This is a genomic window from Mangrovimonas yunxiaonensis, from assembly GCF_000733475.1.
In the GTDB taxonomy this organism is placed as follows: Bacteria; Bacteroidota; Bacteroidia; order Flavobacteriales; family Flavobacteriaceae; genus Mangrovimonas; species Mangrovimonas yunxiaonensis.
In genome coordinates this window covers 359388-374970 of sequence record NZ_JPFK01000002.1, presented here as the reverse complement: position 1 = coordinate 374970, position 15583 = coordinate 359388, and the positions used below count along the sequence as shown (strand labels likewise).

The 15583-nt window shown below is 37.0% G+C and carries 17 protein-coding genes and 1 other RNA gene; 10 read left to right on the top strand and 8 right to left on the bottom strand.

What is annotated here, in order from left to right; all coding sequences use genetic code 11:
* Positions 1 to 178: 178 nt before the first annotated feature.
* The 4 genes from IA57_RS01790 (at position 179) to IA57_RS01775 (ending at position 2138) form a co-directional block, all read left to right on the top strand.
* Complete coding sequence (locus tag IA57_RS01790; protein ID WP_036118460.1) at positions 179 to 700, top strand: redoxin domain-containing protein; 522 nt, start codon at positions 179 to 181, stop codon at positions 698 to 700.
* 6 nt (positions 701 to 706) lie between these two features.
* Positions 707 to 1321: a thioredoxin family protein gene (locus tag IA57_RS01785; RefSeq protein WP_036118457.1), complete on the top strand. Its 615-nt coding sequence runs from the start codon at positions 707 to 709 to the stop codon at positions 1319 to 1321.
* A 107-nt stretch (positions 1322 to 1428) separates the two neighbouring features.
* Positions 1429 to 1743, top strand: coding sequence for a rhodanese-like domain-containing protein (locus IA57_RS01780; RefSeq protein WP_036118454.1), 315 nt, complete (start codon positions 1429 to 1431; stop codon positions 1741 to 1743).
* A gap of 2 nt (positions 1744 to 1745) precedes the next feature.
* Positions 1746 to 2138 (top strand): rhodanese-like domain-containing protein, encoded by a 393-nt coding sequence (locus IA57_RS01775; RefSeq protein WP_036118452.1) that lies wholly within the window; start codon positions 1746 to 1748, stop codon positions 2136 to 2138.
* A gap of 160 nt (positions 2139 to 2298) precedes the next feature.
* Here the strand turns inward: IA57_RS01775 and ssrA are convergent.
* Positions 2299 to 2694, bottom strand: a transfer-messenger RNA (tmRNA) gene (ssrA, locus tag IA57_RS12450).
* A gap of 140 nt (positions 2695 to 2834) precedes the next feature.
* Between ssrA and IA57_RS01770 the strand changes: the two genes are divergently transcribed.
* Positions 2835 to 4037, top strand: coding sequence for an NAD(P)-dependent oxidoreductase (locus tag IA57_RS01770; RefSeq protein ID WP_036118450.1), 1203 nt, complete (start codon positions 2835 to 2837; stop codon positions 4035 to 4037).
* Complete coding sequence (locus tag IA57_RS01765; RefSeq protein ID WP_084176701.1) at positions 4027 to 4812, top strand: SDR family NAD(P)-dependent oxidoreductase; 786 nt, start codon at positions 4027 to 4029, stop codon at positions 4810 to 4812. The genes IA57_RS01770 and IA57_RS01765 overlap by 11 nt, the downstream gene beginning before the upstream one ends.
* Before the next feature lie 88 nt (positions 4813 to 4900).
* Here the strand turns inward: IA57_RS01765 and creD are convergent, their stop codons facing one another.
* The 6 genes from creD to IA57_RS01735 form a co-directional block, all read right to left on the bottom strand.
* Positions 4901 to 6277: a cell envelope integrity protein CreD gene (gene creD / locus IA57_RS01760; RefSeq protein ID WP_036118445.1), complete on the bottom strand. Its 1377-nt coding sequence runs from the start codon at positions 6275 to 6277 to the stop codon at positions 4901 to 4903.
* Positions 6278 to 6330: 53 nt separating this feature from the next.
* Positions 6331 to 6627 (bottom strand): winged helix-turn-helix domain-containing protein, encoded by a 297-nt coding sequence (locus tag IA57_RS01755; protein ID WP_036118440.1) that lies wholly within the window; start codon positions 6625 to 6627, stop codon positions 6331 to 6333.
* A gap of 11 nt (positions 6628 to 6638) precedes the next feature.
* Entirely contained in the window at positions 6639 to 6929 is a 291-nt protein-coding gene (locus tag IA57_RS01750; RefSeq protein WP_036118437.1) for a hypothetical protein, read from the bottom strand.
* An 11-nt stretch (positions 6930 to 6940) separates the two neighbouring features.
* Positions 6941 to 7558: a hypothetical protein gene (locus tag IA57_RS01745; RefSeq protein ID WP_036118433.1), complete on the bottom strand. Its 618-nt coding sequence runs from the start codon at positions 7556 to 7558 to the stop codon at positions 6941 to 6943.
* A 101-nt stretch (positions 7559 to 7659) separates the two neighbouring features.
* Positions 7660 to 8478, bottom strand: coding sequence for a 3-deoxy-8-phosphooctulonate synthase (kdsA, locus tag IA57_RS01740; RefSeq protein WP_036118430.1), 819 nt, complete (start codon positions 8476 to 8478; stop codon positions 7660 to 7662).
* 32 nt (positions 8479 to 8510) lie between these two features.
* Positions 8511 to 8870: a hypothetical protein gene (locus IA57_RS01735; protein ID WP_036118427.1), complete on the bottom strand. Its 360-nt coding sequence runs from the start codon at positions 8868 to 8870 to the stop codon at positions 8511 to 8513.
* 192 nt (positions 8871 to 9062) lie between these two features.
* On the opposite strand from IA57_RS01735, the gene typA reads away from it, so the two are divergent.
* From typA to IA57_RS01715, 4 genes are all read left to right on the top strand, one after another.
* On the top strand, positions 9063 to 10856 hold the full coding sequence (gene typA, locus IA57_RS01730; RefSeq protein ID WP_036118724.1) for a translational GTPase TypA: 1794 nt from the start codon (positions 9063 to 9065) through the stop codon (positions 10854 to 10856).
* Positions 10857 to 11068: 212 nt separating this feature from the next.
* Positions 11069 to 11935: a GNAT family N-acetyltransferase gene (locus IA57_RS01725; RefSeq protein ID WP_144242139.1), complete on the top strand. Its 867-nt coding sequence runs from the start codon at positions 11069 to 11071 to the stop codon at positions 11933 to 11935.
* Complete coding sequence (locus tag IA57_RS01720; RefSeq protein WP_036118420.1) at positions 11932 to 13032, top strand: DegT/DnrJ/EryC1/StrS family aminotransferase; 1101 nt, start codon at positions 11932 to 11934, stop codon at positions 13030 to 13032. Before IA57_RS01725 ends, IA57_RS01720 begins: the two co-directional genes overlap by 4 nt.
* A complete protein-coding gene (locus tag IA57_RS01715; RefSeq protein ID WP_036118418.1) occupies positions 13033 to 14367 on the top strand; it encodes an O-antigen translocase in 1335 nt (444 codons plus the stop codon).
* On the opposite strand, the gene IA57_RS01710 is transcribed toward IA57_RS01715, so the two are convergent.
* Positions 14364 to 15506: a glycosyltransferase gene (locus tag IA57_RS01710; RefSeq protein WP_036118415.1), complete on the bottom strand. Its 1143-nt coding sequence runs from the start codon at positions 15504 to 15506 to the stop codon at positions 14364 to 14366. The two genes, IA57_RS01715 and IA57_RS01710, sit on opposite strands and share 4 nt — an antisense overlap.
* Positions 15507 to 15583: the final 77 nt, after the last annotated feature.

Genomic DNA, 15583 nt, shown 5'->3' with positions numbered 1-15583 from the left:
ACCACCAAGTATTGTTTAAAGTAAAGTTCATTGTTTTGAATAATATGGGACAAATATAGAAATGAATTTTTATTTTTCAAAAGTTTAAAAAAATAATTACCTGGTACTGTAAATGTTAAAAGCAATAAAGTTTTGTTAAATACAAAACCTATAGAAAAGAAGTGAGTACTTTTAAGGTATGAAGCACTTATTATTTTTATTGGCCGTTACTTTAATGGTAAGTTGTAAGGAAGACAAAACAGCTAAACAGGAGGCAGACCTTGTTGCCAACGATGCAGCGGTTACACTAGAGGTATACAATTTTAACGAATTGGAGCCATTACTATCTACCCAAGATAACAAAACCTATGTGGTTAATTTTTGGGCCACTTGGTGCAAACCTTGCGTTAAGGAATTGCCTTATTTTGAAAAGTTGAAATCTAATTATCAAGACAAGAATGTAGAGTTGCTTTTGGTGAGTCTCGATTTTCCTAATAAGTACGAGAGCAAGTTAAAGCCATTTATTAAGGCACATAACTTAAAATCTAAGGTTGTGGCTTTGGATGACCCCGATATGAACGCCTGGATTCCGAAGGTGAGCGAAGATTGGTCTGGAGCCATTCCTGCAACCTTAATTTTTAATAAGGATCGAAGACAGTTTTTTGAAAAAACCTTCACTTACCAAGCATTAGAAACCGAAGTCAAATCATTTTTAAACTAAAACCAAATGAAAGCACTTGCATCTATTTTAGCCATGACCACAATTATGCTGTTTTCAACATTTACGGCCACAAACCACGGAGTAGGAGGCTATAAGGTAGGAGACATGGCAACCGATTTTAAATTAGAGAATATTGATGGCAATACCGTGTCGTTATCCAACTATAAAGACGCTAAAGGCTTTATCGTCATCTTTACATGCAACACCTGCCCCTATGCCGTAGCTTATGAGGACAGAATTATAGCTCTAGATAAAAAGTACGCCAAAAAAGGATATCCCGTAATAGCCATTATGCCCAATAACACGACGGTTATGCCTGGCGATAACATGCAGGCCATGCAAGCTAGGGCAAAGGCCAAGGGCTTTACATTTCCTTATTTGTTAGATAAAGATCAAGAGATTTACCCGCAGTATGGGGCAACAAAAACCCCACACGTTTTTGTGTTGCAGAAAACCCAAAAAGGAAATCAGGTGAAGTATATTGGAGCCATTGATGACAACTATAAAGATGCCGCTGCTGTTAACCAAAAGTATGTAGAACATGCTGTTGATGCGTTGTTAGCAGGAGACGACATAAAAGAAACCCACACCAAAGCCATTGGCTGCACCATAAAGGTATAAGCCAGAAAAAAACAACCACTTTTTATAAAACCGAAGCTAGCAAGTCTTCGGTTTTTTTTATGATAGTTTTCATCTTAAACCGTAAATTTGTAAATAAAACATAAAACATGGCAGATTTAACACAAGACGAATGGATTGCGCAATTAGCTAAAGATGATAATGCGGTTATTTTGGATGTAAGAACAGACGAAGAGGTAGAGGAAGGCATTATTCCCAATTCAAAACACATCGATATTTACATGGGGCAAGGCTTTATAGACGAAGTAGAAAAACTCGATAAGTCTAAAAATTATTATATTTATTGTCGTTCGGGTAACAGAAGCGGTCAAGCTTGTGCTATCATGAACCAATTAGGATTTGAAAACACCAGTAACCTTCTTGGCGGATTTAGTGAGTGGGAAGGCGAGATAGAACACATTTAATTATGAACAAAGCAGGAATTATCCTTATTCTTTTTACAGTATTTTTAAGTTCTTGTGTTAACAGCAAGCACGATAAGATTGTAGAAGTTACTTCAGAAGAAATGGAAACACTTCTAGAGTTGGAGGACGTTCAGTTGGTAGACGTAAGAACACCAGAGGAGTACGAAGAAGGCTATATCGCCAATGCCCAGAACATTGATTATTATTCTGATACTTTTGAGAGCGACCTTTTAAAATTAGATAAAACCAAACCTGTTATTGTGTATTGTAAATCAGGACGAAGAAGTGCCAATTGCGCCGAAAAGCTCATTGAGGCTGGCTTTGTTAAGGTTTACGATTTAGATGGCGGTATTTCTGAATGGCAGCATAAGGACAAGCCCATTACAACCAATTAAAAAAAAAGCCTCTCAAAAATTGAGAGGCTTTTTTAATATTTAGTATTTCCACATAGTGCAAATCCTCTCGCGTGGGTTTTGGACTAAATAATTTACTTATATCACCTAAATTATCACCTAAAATAATAAAAGCCTGAAAAACAAAGTTTAACAGGCTTAAAAGTGGAGTCGGAGGGATTCGAACCCTCGTCCAAACAAGGTACCAAGCAGCTTTCTACACGTTTAGTTTTTTCTTAATTTTTGTTTGTAAGCCGGTAAAAAACAACCTACTTACAACTTAGCTTTTAAAATTTCGAACCACTATCAAAGCGCTAATGGCTCTAGGTTAATTTTTACGATGTCCTTAAACGAAACGCCACTAACCAAGGCTTTTCAAGGACATTTAGCTTGCGCACCTTGTGCGCCTAGGCAAATCTTACTATAATTCAGAATTAAGCAGCTAAAGCGTAGTTATTCTCGCCGTTTAAAAAGTTGACACAACATGTTACGTGTGTTAATGTCATAGCACGACGTGCTTACTGGTTAATACATCTCGCTGTCAAAACCAGTCGACCCCAATATGTTAATGAACGAATTTTTCGTATAAAGGATGGCGAAGTTACTAAAAAAAGTTGTGCAACACACTAAATCCGTGTATTTTCGTGCAAATTCTATGCCAGTTGAAATAATGTCAGGCACCAAATTAATCTAAGCGATATGAAATTTGCCATTATAAAAGAACGTAAAAACCCGCCAGATAGACGCGTGGTTTTTTCGCCAGAAAAATTGCAGGACGTCCAAGCTGCTTTTCCAGACGCACAGTTTAAAATAGAGTCATCCGAAATTAGGGTGTTCCCAGACGATGCTTATAGGTCTAGCGGGTTTGAAGTGTCTAGCGACGTTACAGATTGCGACGTAATGCTTGGGGTTAAAGAGGTGCCAATCGAGGCCTTAATCCCTAATAAGAAGTACTTTTTCTTTTCGCATACCATAAAAAAACAACCTTACAACAGGAAATTGTTGCAAGCTGTTTTAGAAAAAAACATCGAGTTGTATGACCACGAAACCATTGTAAAGAAAAGTGGTGCACGCTTAATTGGTTTTGGTCGTTATGCCGGTTTGGTTGGTGCTTATAATGGTGTTAGGGCACTAGGTGTGCGAGAAGGTTTATTCGATTTGCCTAAAGTTGAAACCTTGGCCGATTTAGATGAAGTTAAAGCGGAATTGGACAAGATTGCGCTTCCAAATATTAAAATTTTATTGTCAGGGACTGGCAAGGTAGCCCAAGGTGCTAAAGAAATCTTAGATCATTTAAAGGTTAAGGAAGTTAGTGATGCCTTGTATTTAACCTCAGAATTTTCAGAACCTGTTTATTGTCGGGTTGATGTTATGGAATACAACAAGCGTCAAGACGGTCGCGTGGGCGATAAGTGGGAGTTTTACAAGGATCCAACAGGGTATGAAAGTAATTTTATGCCTTATGCCAAACAAACAGACTTTTTTATAGCAGGTCACTTTTATGGCAATAATGCACCATTTTTATTCACTAGGGACGATGCCAAGCACCCTGAATTTCGAATCAATTTGATAGCCGATGTTAGCTGTGATGTTGATGGGCCTGTGGCTTCTACGTTACGTGCTTCAACCATTGCAGATCCGTTTTATGGGTACGATGCCCAGACCGAAAGTGAAGTGACTTTTAATGCCAAAGGCGCTATAACGGTTATGGCAGTCGATAATTTACCCTGCGAATTGCCTAAAGATGCCAGTGAAGGATTTGGCGAGATGTTTTTAGAACACGTGATTCCAGCATTTTTCAATAATGACGAACGCGGTATTTTAAAACGTGCCAAAATAACCGAAAATGGTAAACTAACAGAGCGGTTTGCTTACCTTAAAGACTATGTGGATGGGAAATAGTAAAACAGCTTTAATAACCGGAGGCGCATCTGGGTTGGGCTATGAACTAGCCTTGTTGTTCGCCAAAGATCGCTATAATTTAGTTTTGGTTGATATTGATGCTGATAAGCTTCGGGAAACGAAACAGGAAATAGAGTCGGCATATCATGTGTCTGCACAAATCATGGCTAAAGACTTAAGTTTGGTCAATATTTCTGATGAGATTGTTTCAGAATTGGGTGATACACAAATTGATGCTTTGGTTAACAATGCTGGTTTTGGTGCTTTTGGTGCCTTCGATGAAGTTGATTGGAAGCGCCAATCGCAAATGCTTAATTTACATGTTTTAACCACCACACACCTTACCAAATTACTTTTGAAAGGAATGGTTAAGCGTGGTTCGGGTATGATTTTAAACCTGTCGTCTTTGGCGGCTTTTCAGCCAGGACCATTAATGTCGTTGTATTATGCTACCAAAGGGTATATTCTATCGTTTTCAGAAGCTATTGCTAACGAGCTAAAAGGCACGGGCGTTACGGTTACGGCATTGTGTCCTGGGCCAACCAAGACCTCGTTTCAAGAGGTGGTGGCTAGTGACTCTTCAGAAAATAAGATTACCTTTAATATGGCCAGTGCCAAAGATGTTGCCGCCTATGGTTATAAGGCCATGAAGAAAGGCAAAGCGGTGGCTATTCCTGGTGGGTTGAATAAAATATTAGGAACCTTGCCACGCTTTATTCCTAGAAATATGGCAACCAAAATTGTAAGACGCATTCAGGAGAAGAATAGGGCTTAGTAACGGTTTACGTTAGCAATTATTCATCCTTTTGTGTACAAAATAAAGCACGCCCCAACCCAAAGGGTTGGGAAACGCCCTTAAAGTCCTATTCGTTGTTCCAATCAATTTTTCTAGACACGAACATCACACATGCCAGTATGGCAAATAACCCAATGCTTCCAACCAATAAAGCATAATTCTCCAACTGTATAATAACATAAATAAAGGTGTATAGTGCCATTAGCGATACTGCTATAAAAATGGAGAATTTTAGTGTTTTTAAAATGGATTTGGCGTACCACGAAATTAATGCAATAACCGAAATGCCGGCAATAAGATAGGCTTTTAAGAAGGTGCTGTGTTCTGATATGGAAACCAAAAGCGTGTAAAACATAACTAAGGCCAAACCAATCATTATATACTGAAACGGATGGATGGTTATTTTACTAAGGGTTTGTATTAAGAAAAAGATTAAAAAGGTGAGCCCAATAACAAGAAAACCGTATTTGGCAGAGCGCTCGCTTTTTTGGTATTCGTCCACCATAACCATAAATTTTGTGCCAAACGCAAACCGATTTAAATTAGGAATGTTGTTGAGGTGTTGTTGCGAAAACGCTCGGTTTATATGCAGTACCTGCCATTGGGCTTTAAAGCCGTTTTTAGTGATTTCTTTGGTGTCGCTATTTGGAAGAAAGTTGCCAACAAAGCTGGGGTCGGGCCAATTGGAAACCATAGTCATAGAGGTTGTTTTACCAATAGGAATAATTTGAATGTCTTTACTACCGTTAAAGTTTAGGTTAAAACTAAAGGATGAGCTATGCTGTTTTGGGAGGTCGTTGGTGCTTATATACCCCGATTCCAGCTCGTCTAGATAATCATTGTAGGTGTTGGAGGCGTCATTAAAATTGGTGTTAAAATCATAGAGGTTGGTATTCATACTTAAACGCACCTCATTTTTAATGCCCTTTAAATTTGATGTTTTTATAATAACTGTAGCCTTGTCCCATATCACATCTTCGTCTTTTATATCCTTCTGTTCCAGTTGGATGGGGTTAAATTGCCCGTTAAAAGCCATTTGAGAGCTGTATACGGCCGATTTGAAATTACCGCGGTTTAGGGTTTTTGAGCTAACGTTACTGGTTGCGTTTAGCGTATCTGGAAAACAGTAAGCATATTTAATATTGGTTTGGGTTTGTTTAAGGTAGGTTCCGGTTTTTTCGTTGAAGGTTTTGGTTTCGGTATAGGTTTTATAAGGGATTTTTAAAATTGGACCATAAACCAGTACCTGCTGCCCCCATTTGTCGTTAATTTCGTTGACCACATCTTGTTGTCGCGTGGCGCGTTCGGTAATAAGCGTGTTTATGTAAGATAGCGGGATTAATAGCATAATAACTAGAAAGCCAACCATGAGTAACCTTGCGGTAATAGAGGTTTTTAGCCAATGCCAGAATTTATTGTTTTGAGATTTTTTTTGGTTTTCCATTAAAGATGATTTTTTAAAAGTACTTTGAAAAACAAAGTGTTTGGTTAAAAAAATTATGTGCTGTGTTTTATAAGGTGTTCCAGAGCTTCGATATGCTTTTGAAAAGCCATTCTTCCAAGCTTGGTGGCTACGTATCGGGTGTTGGGTTTTTTCCCTATAAACTGTTTTTCAATTAGGATATATTCGGCTTTTTCTAAGGCTTTGGTATGGCTTGCCAAATTACCATCGGTAACGTTTAACAGCTCTTTTAGGGTGTTAAAGTCGGCATGTTCGTTTACCATAAGCACAGACATGATACCCAGTCTTACCCGGTGATCAAAGGCTTTATTTATATTGTTTATAAGGCTCATTTATGGTTTGATTAGCTTCCTGCAAAAGGCGATCCAAAAACACCTACAGCAAGTTCGGCCCAAATTAATAAGAAGCAAACAATAAGTAAGACAATAAGGATATTTCTTATACGTTTTTTATTAACGTGTTCTATAATTACTTCAAAAGTAAAACCAGCGGCTAGCAACATAATGCCAGCAATAGCAAAGTCGAACATGCTCCAGTTAACGCTGTTGGTGAAAATCATGGCGATTAATGGGATGAGCAATAGTACTGTGATTACAAGTAGTATGGTGACTACTCTTTTTTTATGTATTACCATGTTATAAAAATTTAATTGATTTGTTTTTTATCGTATTTAAAGTGCATCCAAGAGCCATATATAATGTGCATAACACCAAAGCCCAATACCCAGAGCCAAAATCCGTAGCCGGGAAAAACGGCACAAATAAGCCCCAGAATAATTTCTATATATCCCAAAAACCGAATATGCCCAATGCTGTATTTTGAGGCGCTAACCAAAGACAACCCATAAAAAATAAGCATTAAGGCTCCTGCTTGCCCGTACTTTTGTTGACCTAAAATGATTAAAATATACAACCCGCCAGTAATTAAAGGGATCAAGAAATTAACAACTAGACGTTTTGATGAGATGTCCCAGATTTTAGCGCCATTTTTTTTAGCCTTTTGGGTGGTTAATACTATGGCTGTAGCAATACTGAAAAATGCAATTAGAGCGAGGTCTAACAGCACCCACCTAAAAACCAGTCCATCTAAAAACAGGGTGCCCTGGCTGTAGTTGTTAACTAAAACATAAGCTACAGCAGCACCAATAATGGCGTAAATACCTGCCAAAATACCCGACAGGCCACTTAAGGAAATAAAACGGGACGATTTGTTCATTAAATCCTTAATCTCACTAATGTCTTTTAAATAATCTTTAGAGTTCATATAAAGTACTTTGAAATACAAAGTAAATAAATATTTTTTAAATGCCAGCAATCTAGGCGCATAAATTTTTTGTTTTTTTTTAAAAAACTAGGAGTGTTAACTTAAAGCTTGTTAACGGTCTTTCGTATAAGGGTTAGGTTGGTTAAGAGGCTTTCAAGATTGTCTAGGTGCAACATGTTAGCCCCATCGCTTTTAGCATTGGCAGGATCGAAATGGGTTTCTATAAATAAACCGTCTACATTATTTACAACGCCAGCGCGAGCAATAGTTTCAATCATATCGGGTCTGCCGCCTGTTACGCCAACACTTTGGTTGGGTTGTTGTAGCGAGTGGGTAACATCTAGTACAACGGGGGCATATTGTTTCATGGTTGGAATACCGCGAAAATCAACAATCATGTCCTGGTAGCCAAACATGGTACCACGATCGGTTATCCAGGCCTTGTTACTGCCAGAATCCTTAACTTTTTGTACGGCGTGTTTCATGGCTTCGGGGCTCATAAATTGGCCTTTTTTAAGGTTAACAACCTTTCCTGTATTGGCCGCGGCGACTACCAAATCGGTTTGGCGTACCAAAAAAGCTGGAATTTGTAAAACATCTACATATTCAGCGGCCATGGCGGCATCAGAAGCTTCGTGAATGTCTGTAACGGTGGGTACTTCAAAAGTTTCCGACACTTTTCTTAATATTTTAAGGGCTTTTTCGTCCCCAATACCAGTAAAGCTATCAATTCTGCTGCGGTTGGCTTTTTTAAAGCTGCCTTTAAAAACATAAGGTATTTTTAAGGTGTCGGTAATAGCTATCACCTTTTCAGCAATACGCAAAGCCATGTCCTCACCTTCTATGGCGCAGGGACCACAGAGCAAGAAAAAGTTATTGGAATTGGCGTGTTTTATCTTAGGAATTTCAGAAAGTACCATGGGCTAAAATATTAAGCTGCAAAGATAATCAATTAAAAGCTTTTTTTAATGGTATTTCGAATGATCCAAACCGCCATAATAAAATTAATAATAACAAACAATCCTATATAAATCACATACTGGTTGGGTAGGTTTGTAACCGGAATTATATTAAGGATGTTGAACAGGTAGGCTAAAATTAAATACGACGATAAGCATACAAACGTAATGCCCAAAATGGCGTTAAGTTTTCTGTTGGGTCTAACAATTTGCCATAAAAAAGGCAGCCCAAACAGCAAAATAGGGTAGGCTATAATGCCGTTAGCGCGGTTAACATGAGTAAACCAATAGGCAATAACGGCCACATAGTATAGGTAAGGGATGTATTTGTTGTACTTGTTTAAAACAGTCATAATGGCTTCGTTTTTAATATTGAACGTTACACTTTAAAATAGGTTGGCAAGTTTATGTTATAACTAAAAGACACCCCAAAAATTATGGGTTCATGGTAATAATAACATTTAATTAACTAATTATTAGTGATTATTAGTCAACTTGTTAAAATAAAATTTACCTTTGCGCGCCTAAAAACAAGGCTTTTAATTATGGCTCAAATAAAAAACATTGCAATTATAGCACACGTTGACCACGGTAAAACAACTTTGGTTGATAAAATCATGTACCACTGCCAACTTTTTCGTGAAAGCGAAAATACGGGCGATTTAATTTTGGATAACAATGATTTGGAACGTGAAAGAGGAATTACCATTACATCTAAAAACGTTTCGGTAACCTATAAAGACACAAAAATTAATATCATCGACACACCTGGTCACGCCGATTTTGGTGGAGAAGTAGAGCGTGTATTAAACATGGCCGATGGGGTATTACTTTTAGTAGATGCTTTTGAAGGCCCAATGCCACAAACTAGATTCGTGCTTCAAAAAGCTATCGATTTAGGTCTAAAGCCTTGCGTGGTTGTTAATAAAGTAGATAAGGAAAACTGTACGCCAGATGAGGTTCATGAAAAAGTATTCGACTTGATGTTTGAATTAGGTGCAGAAGAATGGCAATTAGATTTCCCTACGGTTTATGGTTCTGCAAAGAACAATTGGATGAGCGAGGATTGGCAAGCACCAACCGAAAACATCGAGCCGTTATTAGATATGGTTATCGAGCACATTCCTTCACCTAAAATTCCAGAAGGAAACACGCAAATGCTAATTACATCCTTAGACTTTTCGTCGTTTACAGGACGAATTGCTATTGGACGTTTAACAAGAGGCGAGCTTAAAGTAAATCAAAACATATCTTTGGTAAAGCGCGACGGAAGTATTGTAAAATCTAGAATAAAAGAACTTCATGTGTTTGAAGGATTAGGGCGCAAGAAAGTAGAAGAAGTATTTGCAGGAGATATTTGTGCTGTTGTTGGTCTTGAAGGGTTTGAAATAGGCGATACGATTGCCGATTGGGAAAATCCGGAAGCTTTAAAAACCATTGCTATCGATGAACCAACCATGAGCATGTTGTTTACCATTAACGATTCGCCGTTTTTCGGAAAAGATGGAAAATACGTTACCTCAAGACACATAAAGGAGCGTTTAACAAAAGAGCTAGAAAAAAACTTAGCCTTACGCGTTGAAGAAACCGATAGCGCCGATAAATTTATGGTTTATGGTCGTGGGGTACTTCACTTATCTGTTTTAATAGAAACCATGCGTCGTGAAGGTTATGAGCTTCAAATTGGTCAGCCGCAAGTAATTATTAAAGAGATTGATGGTGTAAAATGCGAGCCTGTAGAAGAAATGACGATAGATTTACCAGAGGAAGTTTCAGGTAAAGCTGTAGAAATGGTAACCATGCGTAAAGGTGAATTGTTAAGCATGGAAGCAAAAGGCGATAGAATGGTGTGCGAGTTTGTAGTACCATCTCGCGGTATTATTGGTTTAAGAAACCAATTGCTTACAGCAACAGCCGGTGAAGCTATTATGGCCCACCGATTTAAAGAATTTCAACCTTTAAAAGGCGGCATCCCTGAGCGTTTAAACGGATCGTTAGTTTCTATGGAAAACGGAACCGCCATCCCATATTCTATCGATAAGCTTCAAGAACGCGGCAAGTTCTTTATCGATCCGGGAGAAGATATTTACGAAGGACAAGTTATTGGTGAAAACTCTCGTCAAGACGATATGACGGTTAATGTTACCAAAACAAAAAAGTTAAGCAACGTACGTAGTGCCGGTGCCGACGATAAGGCTAAAATTGTACCAGCTATTAAGTTTTCGTTAGAAGAAGCTTTAGAGTACATTCAAAAAGACGAGTACGTAGAAGTAACTCCTAACCACCTGCGCATTAGGAAAATTCTTTTAAAGGAAGTCGATAGAAAACGAGCCAAATAGGTATAACAAATAAAAAAAAGCCAATGTTTTAAACTTGGCTTTTTTCTTTTTAAAGATAAATACATTAGATTTAGATGCTTAATCTAAATTTGTAAGGACACGCCTTGTTGAATAACTATACGGTTAAAAAATATCAATCCTCCCAACAAAACCTTTGGAATGCTTTTGTAAGCAAAGCAGTAAACAGCACGTTTTTGTTTCAAAGAGAATTTATGGAGTACCATAAGGATCGGTTTGAAGACTTTTCCCTATTGGTTTTTAAGAAAACAAAACTATTAGCGGTTTTACCGGCAAACAAACAGGGCACCGGTTTAATATCGCACCAAGGGCTAAGCTATGGCGGGTTGGTTGTTAAAGCGCATATAAGGTTTGAGGAGTACTGCAACATCTTAAAGGCTGTACTTTTATTCCTAAAAAACCAAGAATTTAAGACCCTTAAAATTAAGAATTTGCCTTTTATTTACAACGATGGTGTGTTTGAAGTGTTTAATTACCTAACCCATTTTTTAAAAGGCAAAACAGTGGCTGTTGATAGTTATTATGTTATCGATAACCTAAAAACATACAAGCCTAATAGAAACAGAAATAGGGCCATACAACTGGCAAAACAGAAGGGTGTTTGTGTGGTTGAGGAAGGTCTCGATTTTTTTTGGGAGCATGTTTTAACCAAGAATCTAAAGACGAAGTACCATGTAAATCCGGTGCATACCATTCAGGAAATTACCTATTTAAAAAATACATTTCCCAATCATATAAAAGCGTATTTTGCCAAATATGAAGGCGAAATTGTTGCTGGAGCCCTTTTGTTTGTAACAAAAAACGTGGTGCATTTTCAATACAGTTCGGGCAGCGATTTAAAAGACCAAACTGGGGCGCTAGATTTTTTGTTCGATGTTATAATACAGAAATATGCCCATTATAAATACATAAGTTTTGGAAGCTCATCAACAGACAAGAGCCTAAAGATTAATGCCGGATTGGCCTACTGGAAAGAAAGCTTTGGGGCTAAAATAATGCCCCAGACTACTTATGAAATAGATGTTACGGCAGACCACGATTTAAACACGGTTTTTTTATGATTAAGTTTTTGGATTTACATAAGGTTAACCAGCGTTTTGAAAATGAGTTTCAAGAAAAATTCAAGGCTTTTTTAGCTTCAGGCAGATATGTTCTAGGCCGAGAGGTAGAAACGTTTGAGCATGATTATGCTGCTTATTGCGGGACAGCACACTGTATTGGTGTAAGCAATGGTCTAGATGCCTTAACCTTAATTTTTAAGGCCTATAAAATACTAGGAAAACTTAACGACGGCGATGAGGTTATTGTGCCTGCAAACACTTACATCGCTTCTATTTTGGCTATAATTAATGCCGGATTAACGCCTGTTTTGGTAGAGCCCGACCAGGAGACGTTTAACATTTCTCCTAAAGAAATTAAAAAGGCTATTTCGGTAAAAACAAAAGCCATATTGGCTGTTCATTTGTATGGGCAATTGGCCGATATGGATGCGATTCAAGCCTTAGCAAAAGCGCAAGACCTTTTGGTGGTAGAAGATGCTGCACAAGCTCACGGGGCAATCCATAATAACGGAAAACGGGCAGGAAACTTATCGCACGCTGCGGCATTTAGTTTTTATCCCGGAAAAAACCTAGGAGCCCTTGGCGATGCCGGAGCCGTAACCACAAATGATAGCGCCTTGGCGAAAACCATTTTTTTACTGAGAAACTACGGCTCTGAAAAAAAATACATCAACCAGCACCTGGGGTACAACAACCGATTAGATGAACTACAGGCGGCCTTTTTAAATGTGAAATTAAAGCATTTAGATGCAGATAACGATCGCCGCCAGCATATAGCCCTTAAGTATTTGGCAGAAATAAACAATAAAAAGGTGCTTTTGCCGACATGTAAGGCGGTGAAAAGTCATGTATTTCATGTGTTTGTGGTTTTGGTAACAGACAGAGCGCATTTTATGACTTACTTACAGGCCAAAGGCATAGAAACTTTAATACATTACCCTGTGCCGCCACACCAGCAAGAGGCACTAAAAACCTTTAATACTAAAAAGTTCCCAATTACCGAGGCCATTCACCAACGTATTGTAAGCTTGCCTATAAGTCCGGTTTTAAGCCATCAGGATGTAGACTTTATTATAAACACCATAAACACCTATTAAGTGAAACGGCTGTTAAAATACATAAACAATAATGTGCTGTTTAAGGTGGCGTCGTTAAATTCGGCGTCTGTTATTACCAAAATAGTAGCTGGTTTTTTAACCTCAAAAGCCATTGCTTTATTTGTAGGGGCAGAAGGGTTGGCGCTAATAGGGAATTTAAGAAATTTTTTAAGCTCGGCGCAGTCTTTTGCCACATTGGGGTTTTATAATGGGGTTGTAAAGTACATTGCAGAGTTTAAGGAAAATACGGAAGAGTTAAGCAAAACACTGTCTACGGTGTTTTATCTGGGGTTTGTCTCGACGGTTGTAGTTAGCTTTCTTTGCTACTTTAATGCCGAATACATTAATGGGCTTATTTTTCCAATTTATAACAATTACGCTTATGTTATAAAAATTGTAGCCATCGCCTTGCCGTTTTACGTGTTGAACATGTTTTTCTTTTCGATACTAAACGGTTTTTCAAAATTTAAAATACTCATCATCATTAACATCATAGGGCAAATTTTAGCCTTGTCTATAACCCTGTTGTTAATTTATCAAAATAGAATAGACGGTGCACTTATTGCCGTAGCCATAGCAGAGTCTTTAATTTTTCTGATTACGCTAGTAGGAGTGGTTAACAGGCGTAGCCTAATGCCTTTAATTCGGGTGAGAAACGTAACCTTAGAGTACATAAAAAAGCTAGGAGCTTACTCTTTAATGGCGCTTTTTTCGGCTATAGTCTTGCCCTTGGTAACGATTGCCATAAGAACGTATATTATTGATACCATTGGTTATGAAGAAGCGGGCTTTTGGGAAGCCATGAACCGAATCTCCAAATACTATTTAATGTTTGTTAGTTCGCTATTAACGCTTTACATTTTGCCCAGGTTTTCTGAGATTGATAGTGTGAAGGAGTTTAGAAACGAGGTTTTTGGTTTTTACAAATCGATTATTCCTATATTCTTTACAGGCTTATTGGCGATTTATTTGTTAAGGCATTTTATTGTTTCGATTGTTTTCTCAAAAGATTTCCAACCCACAGAGGAGTTGTTCTTATGGCAACTTTTAGGCGATTTTGTAAAGGTGCTTTCCATTGTAATTGCGTATCAGTTTTTAGCTAAAAAAATGTTTTGGCATTACATTATTACAGAGGCCTTTTCTGTAGCTATTTTGTACGCAACAAGTATTTACTTTATAGATATGTATGGTGTAAAAGGAGCAACAATAGCACATTTTGTTTCCTATGCAATGTATTACGGTATTATTTTATTAATATTCAGCTCTTCACTGTTTGGTGTTATTCCAGATGAAACGTTAAAAGATAGTAATGAAAAAGAGTCAGAAGATTCTTAGTCGTTTTTTTTCCAAGTATCTAAATACCATTGAGCTATTGAGATATAATGATGTTCCTTTTCAATAAAGGCTCTAGCGTTTATAGATATGTTCTCGATTTTTTTAGGGTTTTGTATTAGCCATTCTAGTTTTTTAACAATTTGATTAACATCAGGAAGCGCATTTATAGCAACGGTATCTTCTTTTAAATCATAATGGTCAAGCCACTCTTTTTCTGCGCCAGTAAAAACCACTTTACCTTTTGCCATAGCTTCCAAAGCATTATAGCCTTGATCGTAAGCATAAACCTGATCTAACACAATATGTGCTTTGTTATAGATATTTATATACTCGTTATAAGGAAGGTTTTTTGTGATTTTTATATCAACCTTTTCTGGGTGCTTTTTTTGAATAATATTTAACGCTTCTTCAAAAAAAGGAATCCCTTTTTTTATTTGAGTTAGCGTGTTTATTCCTAAAAAAATATTGATTTTGTTGTTTACTTTTATGGGTGAGAATTTAATTTTCTCAATATTTATAGGATTAGGAATTAACCCTAAATATTTAGAGTGTTTAAGTAGTGGTATATGGTAATCTATATCCGATGCAATAATGCCATTGCAATTAGATACTATAAAGTTGTGAAGTTTTTTGTAAGGTTTAGTAGCAAACTTTAAAGAGTGCCAGATATCTTTTTTATTAATATCTTTATTAAAAAAGGGCGTTAAAATTGAGTATCTAAACTTTTTATTAAGAGTGTGTTTTATGCTCAAATAGTCAGCGCCACAAGAAAGCAAATAAACAGTTTTATTGTTTTCGAAAATATGAGTAAGTAGTTCTTGTTCAATATTAGGAATGGTATTTAATGAATTTTCATTAATTAATTGAACATAATCAAAATTAATTAATTTATGTTTAATGTTATTAAATTGATTTTTTAATGAAATAGAGGTTATGTCTATTTTTAATAGTTTATAAATAAATCGTTTAATGTACCAGCTTAATCCATTGTTATATTGTTCTTTTAAGTGAATGTCTACAGGGTAATTTTTAAAGGCATCTCCAGACCCTATTATAACAACTTCATGTCCTAATGAAATTAGTCCTTCTTTGAGGGAGTTATGTAATCTGCTGTATTCTCCCACTAGTAAAATTCTCATATAATTTAGAAATATTGAAAATATAGTTTTAAAAACTTAAAGTAAGTTAATTTATCTAAATTTAATAGCCAAGATTG

What these genes read in the sequence shown, in the direction of transcription:
- IA57_RS01790 (WP_036118460.1), top strand. Translation starts at nt 179, where the DNA reads ATGAAGCACTTATTATTTTTATTGGCCGTTACTTTAATGGTAAGTTGT.
- IA57_RS01720 (WP_036118420.1), top strand. Translation starts at nt 11,932, where the DNA reads ATGATTAAGTTTTTGGATTTACATAAGGTTAACCAGCGTTTTGAAAAT.
- IA57_RS01765 (WP_084176701.1), top strand. Translation starts at nt 4,027, where the DNA reads ATGGGAAATAGTAAAACAGCTTTAATAACCGGAGGCGCATCTGGGTTG.
- IA57_RS01750 (WP_036118437.1), bottom strand. Translation starts at nt 6,929, where the DNA reads ATGGTAATACATAAAAAAAGAGTAGTCACCATACTACTTGTAATCACA.
- kdsA (WP_036118430.1), bottom strand. Translation starts at nt 8,478, where the DNA reads ATGGTACTTTCTGAAATTCCTAAGATAAAACACGCCAATTCCAATAAC.
- IA57_RS01785 (WP_036118457.1), top strand. Translation starts at nt 707, where the DNA reads ATGAAAGCACTTGCATCTATTTTAGCCATGACCACAATTATGCTGTTT.
- IA57_RS01755 (WP_036118440.1), bottom strand. Translation starts at nt 6,627, where the DNA reads ATGAGCCTTATAAACAATATAAATAAAGCCTTTGATCACCGGGTAAGA.
- IA57_RS01770 (WP_036118450.1), top strand. Translation starts at nt 2,835, where the DNA reads ATGAAATTTGCCATTATAAAAGAACGTAAAAACCCGCCAGATAGACGC.
- typA (WP_036118724.1), top strand. Translation starts at nt 9,063, where the DNA reads ATGGCTCAAATAAAAAACATTGCAATTATAGCACACGTTGACCACGGT.
- IA57_RS01735 (WP_036118427.1), bottom strand. Translation starts at nt 8,870, where the DNA reads ATGACTGTTTTAAACAAGTACAACAAATACATCCCTTACCTATACTAT.
- IA57_RS01745 (WP_036118433.1), bottom strand. Translation starts at nt 7,558, where the DNA reads ATGAACTCTAAAGATTATTTAAAAGACATTAGTGAGATTAAGGATTTA.
- creD (WP_036118445.1), bottom strand. Translation starts at nt 6,277, where the DNA reads ATGGAAAACCAAAAAAAATCTCAAAACAATAAATTCTGGCATTGGCTA.
- IA57_RS01780 (WP_036118454.1), top strand. Translation starts at nt 1,429, where the DNA reads ATGGCAGATTTAACACAAGACGAATGGATTGCGCAATTAGCTAAAGAT.
- IA57_RS01775 (WP_036118452.1), top strand. Translation starts at nt 1,746, where the DNA reads ATGAACAAAGCAGGAATTATCCTTATTCTTTTTACAGTATTTTTAAGT.
- IA57_RS01725 (WP_144242139.1), top strand. Translation starts at nt 11,069, where the DNA reads ATGGAGTACCATAAGGATCGGTTTGAAGACTTTTCCCTATTGGTTTTT.
- IA57_RS01710 (WP_036118415.1), bottom strand. Translation starts at nt 15,506, where the DNA reads ATGAGAATTTTACTAGTGGGAGAATACAGCAGATTACATAACTCCCTC.